Annotated in this window: 6 protein-coding genes; 2 read left to right on the top strand and 4 right to left on the bottom strand. The window is 55.4% G+C overall.

The window, feature by feature from the left end:
* A partial coding sequence (locus WA354_RS15415; protein WP_472813907.1) for a hypothetical protein occupies positions 1 to 405 on the top strand: 405 nt, incomplete at its 5' end.
* 382 nt (positions 406 to 787) lie between these two features.
* Here WA354_RS15415 and WA354_RS15410 read toward each other — a convergent pair.
* Genes WA354_RS15410 through WA354_RS15400 form a run of 3 tightly spaced genes read right to left on the bottom strand, consistent with a single transcriptional unit; the run spans position 788 to position 3,606 of the window.
* Positions 788 to 2,155 carry an MlaD family protein gene (locus WA354_RS15410; RefSeq protein ID WP_472813906.1) on the bottom strand — a complete coding sequence of 456 codons (1,368 nt, stop codon included), beginning with the start codon at positions 2,153 to 2,155 and terminating at the stop codon, positions 788 to 790.
* Positions 2,156 to 2,899 carry an ABC transporter ATP-binding protein gene (locus WA354_RS15405; protein ID WP_472813905.1) on the bottom strand — a complete coding sequence of 248 codons (744 nt, stop codon included), beginning with the start codon at positions 2,897 to 2,899 and terminating at the stop codon, positions 2,156 to 2,158.
* Positions 2,896 to 3,606: an MlaE family ABC transporter permease gene (locus WA354_RS15400; RefSeq protein ID WP_472813908.1), complete on the bottom strand. Its 711-nt coding sequence runs from the start codon at positions 3,604 to 3,606 to the stop codon at positions 2,896 to 2,898. The genes WA354_RS15405 and WA354_RS15400 overlap by 4 nt, the downstream gene beginning before the upstream one ends.
* A gap of 224 nt (positions 3,607 to 3,830) precedes the next feature.
* On the opposite strand from WA354_RS15400, the gene WA354_RS15395 reads away from it, so the two are divergent.
* Entirely contained in the window at positions 3,831 to 4,088 is a 258-nt protein-coding gene (locus tag WA354_RS15395) for a hypothetical protein (protein WP_472813904.1), read from the top strand.
* A 939-nt stretch (positions 4,089 to 5,027) separates the two neighbouring features.
* Here the strand turns inward: WA354_RS15395 and WA354_RS15390 are convergent.
* Positions 5,028 to 6,100: ATP-binding protein (locus tag WA354_RS15390; RefSeq protein WP_472813903.1), on the bottom strand; the 1,073-nt coding region annotated here is incomplete at its 5' end.

The following is a 6,100-nucleotide window of genomic DNA, read 5'->3' as shown; positions in this document are numbered from 1 at the left end:
TACACATTCAGTCCCGACGGCAAACACATCGCTTACTTCTGCCACTCGACAAGCCCATCTGCCGGAAATGAAGAAGGAGTCTGCCTGGACGGAAAATACATGCCGCAAGGTCAGGGAAATGCGCTGTCGAATCTCACTTTCAGCTCCGACAGCAACCACCTGTTCTGGAACTTTCACCAGGGACCCAACGTGCGCATCTTCGCCGACAACAAGCCGGTGCTGGATAGTGGTGCGCCGTCTCCTGGAGGGTTTCAGGCGCAGGCCTGGCAGGCCGACGGCAAAAGTGGCCTTGTGGTCCTGGTGCACGATGGCGTTTCCTTCAAGCGCGTGACCTTCACACCTGCCTCCAGCAGCAGTCTTGCGGGCATGTTAGGCAGCGGGCCTGCGGTCGCGGCCGCGCATTAGCCCGCGAAGACAGAATTCTGACCTGGAGGCAGAGCCTCCTCCATCTCCTGTGAATCTCAAGGCCGGTTGGAAGCTGGCGCCGAATAGCAGGTGGACGAATCTTTTCGGCTGTGCATCTCTTGCTTCTGCGTCCCCTTAACGTAATGGAACAGTCGGGGGAGTTCGCATGGGAATAGGGGGCTGAAATTGAAGAATAAGTGTTTGTGGCTGATGGTTTCTCTCGGCGTTGCGTGTATTTCCTGCAGCAGCAACACCGCCAGTTCAACGGCTGCTTTCGCGGCATTGTTTATCGGCCCGTGGATCTTCTGGCAGCTTCACGAATGGGCATGTCTTGACGATGATCGGCTTCAGTACAGTTCTCAAGAAGACCTGGGAAGACCTACTATCTGATAGTTCGCCTGAGCAGCACGATGCAAGCCCCATCCCAACTCGTCTTATTGGCCGTGGGCGGCGGAGTTGCACGCAGAGACACTGCTCCCAGATTCTGCGGATCGATGTAAAACCTTGTCTGAAGATATTGCCGAACTGCGATAGCGCGAGCGCGCGACTCGGCCAGTTGCACTCCAGGCTCACCGGAGACGGCGTATCCCTCAATAATCAACGGCTCGCTTAGAGCAGCATCGCCGAGCTGGGCCACAGAAGCGTCCACCCTCGCCTTTCCAACGGCAGAAAGTGCAAGAATCCCGTCCTGCTTTTGCTCGAAGAGCTCCTTATCCAGCCAGACGCGGGGATTCGCAGGATTCGAAAACAGCTTGTTCTTTCGATAATCATCCGGATTGAGATTTGCCAGCGAGTAATATCCGCGATGTTTGAAGTAACCGCGAAAGAGGAACTGATGCTTGAGAGCCTCGGTATCGGCTGACATGTTGCCAGTGGCCTGATCGATATTGGACAAAGAATGACGGATGTTGCTGGCTGCATCCACGCCCTGGCTGTCTGGACCCAAAGCTTTTGCAAGCGACTCTTCCACCTTCTGCGACGTTGCGTCGAAGTGGCCGGCGGTGCTTTGAACGCTGTCCATCACCCGGTCCACCTTTTCGCCGAGTTGGCGAGACTGCAAGTCGGTAATGAGTGCATCGGCACGCTTTGAGGCGTCAACGGCCGAGGCCGTTGTCTCGCGCACATTCGCAATGCTCTCGCGGATATTTGTCGCAGTCATTTCGTCTTGGAAGAGCATTCCAACGGTGCCTTTTCCCTGTTTTATACTGACCAAAAGGCCGTTGGCATTGTTCAATGCGACCGTCGTGGCGTCCAGGGTATTGATGAGTTTCTCTGAAAAAGGTTTTATCGTTGCGCTGGTGTAATCTAGAAGGTTGGCGCCATTGTCCATCAGATTCATCAGGTCCACCGCTTCTTTGCTTTGAAGAGTGTCGCCAGGTTTGGCTTCCGCGGCTTTTGTGGTGCCGGGGTAGATCAGTAGAAGCTTCTCGCCCACCAGCCCTTCCGGGACAATTCTGGCCACTGAGTCCGTCCTGATGAGACCGTGAACCTGATCCCCAACCCTGAGTTTGAGGCGAAAGCGGCCCCCCGGTGAATCAGGAAGTCCAATCTCCGTCACCTCGCCGGCGTCCAATCCTCCAACGCGTACCTTTGAGCCCTTCATCAGTCCGCTGATGTCGGCAAACTCGACATAGTAGTCGGTATGCTTGGCGAAAGTTCCATGCTGGCCACCGATCAGGAAGATGACCACCGTGAAAAGTACTGTTCCAACCAAGACAAATGCGCCTGTGGTGAGACTATGATTCGACATCTATTTCTCCGTGACCAGTTTGCGAACGGTTTCGCTTTCGTGGTTTTCGAGTTCCTGTGGCTTACCGAGGGCTATCATTCTTCCTTCGTCGAGAACGGCGAAACGATCGCCAACCCTCCGTGCGCCATGCACGTCGTGTGTCACGATCACCATCGTGGTTTGGTGCAAAGCCTTCCGTTCAAGAAGGAGATCGTCAATTTCCGAAGCCGTGATCCTGTCAAGACCGCTGCTTGGCTCGTCGACAAGCAGGACATCCGGTTCGAGAACCAACGCGCGCGCGAGACCTGCGCGCTTTCTCATACCACCGGAGAGCGCGCCCGGCAACTTGTGTTTGTCGCCTGCCAACCCAACCTGATTGAGTGCTTTATCGACGATTCCCTCGATCTCCGAATTCGACTTGTCGGTCAATCGACGGAGCGGCAGTGCGAGATTGTCATGCAGCGTGTACGAGTCAAAGAGCGCAGCGCTCTGAAACAAGAAACCTATCTTGCAGCGTGCCCGCGAGAGTTCCTCGCCGTCCAGGCGCGAGATGTGGTTGCCGGAGATGAAAATATCCCCGGCATCCGGCTTTATCAGTCCGATCATTAGCCTCAGTGTCACGCTCTTTCCAGTGCCGCTGCGGCCAAGCACACAGACTGCCTCACCGCGAGGTACTGAGAAGGAAACTCCGGAAAGCACTTGCTTGCTTCCGAAGAACTTCGATACCCCGTCAAGCACGACCGCGGCCGGTACAGATTCCGTCATATGGCGCTCCCGGGAAACAACAGAAAGATGATCTTGACCAAGATCACGTCCGCGAGGATGACAAGCAAAGAACAAGTCACAACGCTATTTGTTGCCGCTTTCCCAACACCTTGTGTCCCTTCATTCATCGTGTAGCCGTAATACGATGAAACCGTTCCGATGATGAATCCAAAGACGGCTGTCTTCAGCGTGGGGGGAACGAAGTTCGACCACTCAACGCCCTGAAATGCGCGCTCAAGAAAGAGTTGTAGGGGCAGGTGGGAAACTGCAAACTCTGAAAGGAAGCCACCGACAAGCCCGCAAGCATCCATGAAGACCGTTAATAGTGGCAGGACGATTACGCAGCCAATCACGCGAGGCACAACCAGGAACTTGAACGAATCCACCGATAGAACTTCAATGGCGTCGATCTGTTCCGTCACGCGCAAGTTGGCGATCACAGCTCCGATGCCAGCTCCTACGCGCCCAGCCACCAGGAGCGCCGCGACCAGAGGTCCAATCTCGACAAAGAAGGAGAGAGATTGCACCCTTGGAATCAGCGCCGTTGCTCCGAAAGCCACCAGAGTGCTGCGGGTATGCAGAGTCATCACGACCCCGAGCGCGAATCCCGATGCGGAGACGAGAGGCAGCGAACGGGCGCCCATCTCACTAATCTGCGACCAAATCTCACCTAGCTCAAAAGGGCTCCGCCATATGTTGGCTATCACGCGAATCCCAAAAAGCGTGACTGTCCCGATAAGCTGGAGAAATCTTCTCAAAGCGTCCCCTTACCAGACGTCGATAATGTAGGGCAGCTCTGCTTCGCCTGATGCGGCATCAGCAACGCCACAATCGCTTTGTGAGCGAGCAAATTCGATGTCTTCACGTTCAGATCCTTCAGGCAGATGGAGAAGAAGAGATTTGAGCACCGAAACCAATCGGTCCAGAAGTGATGAAAATCGTCATGAATCTTGCAGTGGCTCAAAAGGAACACACACCGATGTGTAGCAATGAAGCTGCCAAACGAAGGTCCAACTATCTGTTCCACTTACAATTGGGGCCTTCGCGGTTGTTTGCCGCGATAGCGGCAATTGCTGCAATAGCAGCGGCAGTGTTTCAGCGGGAAGGCACAGAAGCCGCACGACTGGCGCGAGCGATTCTCAATAGATCAGACGACTTCTCCAGGGTGCTGGTTTGTAAAAGCCTTTGAAGCGTTGAACTGCGGGGCGTCAATTGGTGCTGATGCCGGTCTCGCTCTGCATTCAGAGCACATTAAGGTGCCGCTGCCGCGGCAAATGCCGCACAGGCGTTGAGTTTGGCGAACAGCTTGCGACGAACACTCGCCAGGATCATTGCAGATTGAGAAGGAGATAACAATCAATTCGCTCACGCGCGTGTGTTGCTGGACACTCAGCGACTTACGCTCGGAGCCCACCGAGCGCTAACGATCATCGGACGCCCGCCAAGCGGATGCCGAAAACCGTCGCAACTGGTGGTGCGGCGATTCGGCAATGGCAGATCAGGCACGGAAGCGGGTTCCTCGTCCGATTCTGGTTCCATCTGACCTCGACATGGCTGCACCTCTGGATTCGCTTCGATGTTCAACCCGGCCGTGCTTGCGCTCTGACATGAACAGCTATCGCGGTGTTCGGCTCAGAGTGATTCAATGGCACCGGGCACCTACATCGTCAACGCCGAGATAAAGGAAACGCGGCATTCGATGGTGCAATTCAGCTAAAAATGGACAGTCTCGCCGGAACCCGTATAGTTGCCGCGGTCAGCTGAACAGCATCTTTGCGTCACTTATCACGTTCCAGTCGCGAGCGCGTGTGCGGCAGTTCTTTGCTGCGGTAGCGGAGTGGTGAAGCTCAGTACGCGATCTGCAATTCAAACAGGAAGATGAGATCTGATTCCGTAAGACTGATTTCGGCCGCAAAATCTCGGCAACCGTTTGCTTCCGCACTATGGCCGGAACACGCCCGGTGGGATTTGGTGCTGGCGCACCATTCATGTGATCCGGCTCCCATTTTTGAAAGACCTGATGGACGCGCGGCTTCAAAGATTCGGGGTTTTCAGAGCAGAGCTCAGCAGCCGGAAACCAGAATTTCCACACTGAATCTGTCCACTGTTGCTGGGGCTCTATGTACTCTTACTTTCTGCTCAGCAATTCTGATAACCAAGAATGTTTTGCAGTTCGTGCGTAGGCAGTGTCAGCAGGAATGCGCAGTTCCACTTCGGTGCCGGCTTCTGGCTCGCTCCACACCACCAGCTTGCCTCCTATGGAATTGGCGCGTTCCCGCATGCCGGGCAAGCCAAAGTGTCCCTCGCGCCCATGCCCCGACAGAATCGTTTGATCAATGCCTTTACCGTCATCCCGCAGGCGCATCCGGAATTGTTGATCGTCATACCGGATTTCCACCTCGATCTGCTGTGCCGCAGCGTGGTGGAATGCGTTTCGAAGAGCCTCAGCGGCAATCCGGTAGATTTCGTCTCGCAGAATCGGATGCAAGTCTCTTGGGTCGCCTTCAACAGTGACGCGAAATGCTGGACAGCCCTGGTTGCGAGGGTCAAGTGCAAGTTCCTCACCGAGAGTGTTTATCGCATGGGCGAGGTCATTCATTTGCACGGTGGAGGCCCGTAGTCCCTGTACCGCATCTCGGCCCTCGGTGATTGCATCCGCAGCCTGCTTCATCGCGGTATCCAGTTCTTTCTTCACCTCAATGAGGCTGTCAGGGATCAACTGCGAGACAATTTCGAACCGCAGCATTAACCCCTGGAAGCTCTGCAGCAGGGTGTCATGAATCTCCCTTGCGATGCTTGTGCGCTCTCGCACGCGCGCCTCCAAGGTCAGGGCGAAGTCGTGGTGCAATTGCCGGACCCTGACCTGGTAGATTGCCCACACCAGCGCCAGAACGAGAACTGCGCAAAGGGCGCGAAACCAATTCGTTTGGTAGTACGCCGGCGCAATCGAGAATTCCAGCGAATCACCCTGCTCATTCCACACGCCGCTGTTGTTGCACGCGATCACTCGAAAGCGGTAGGGGCCGGGAGGGAGGTTGGAATATTGTGCCTCACGGTCATTAACCACCTCTCTCCAGTCGGGATCCTGGCCCTCCAATTTGTACTTGAAATGAACCTTTTCCGGCGCGGTCAGGCTGAGGGCGGTGTAGTCGATCTGCAGATCGCGAGTTCGGGCCGGCAGATGAACGTTCGGAATCGAGG

This window comes from Occallatibacter sp. (genome assembly GCF_049802275.1).
Classification (GTDB): Bacteria; Acidobacteriota; Terriglobia; order Terriglobales; family Acidobacteriaceae; genus Telmatobacter.
The sequence above is the reverse complement of the archived record's forward strand: the minus strand, read 5'-3'. Positions and strand labels throughout refer to the sequence as shown.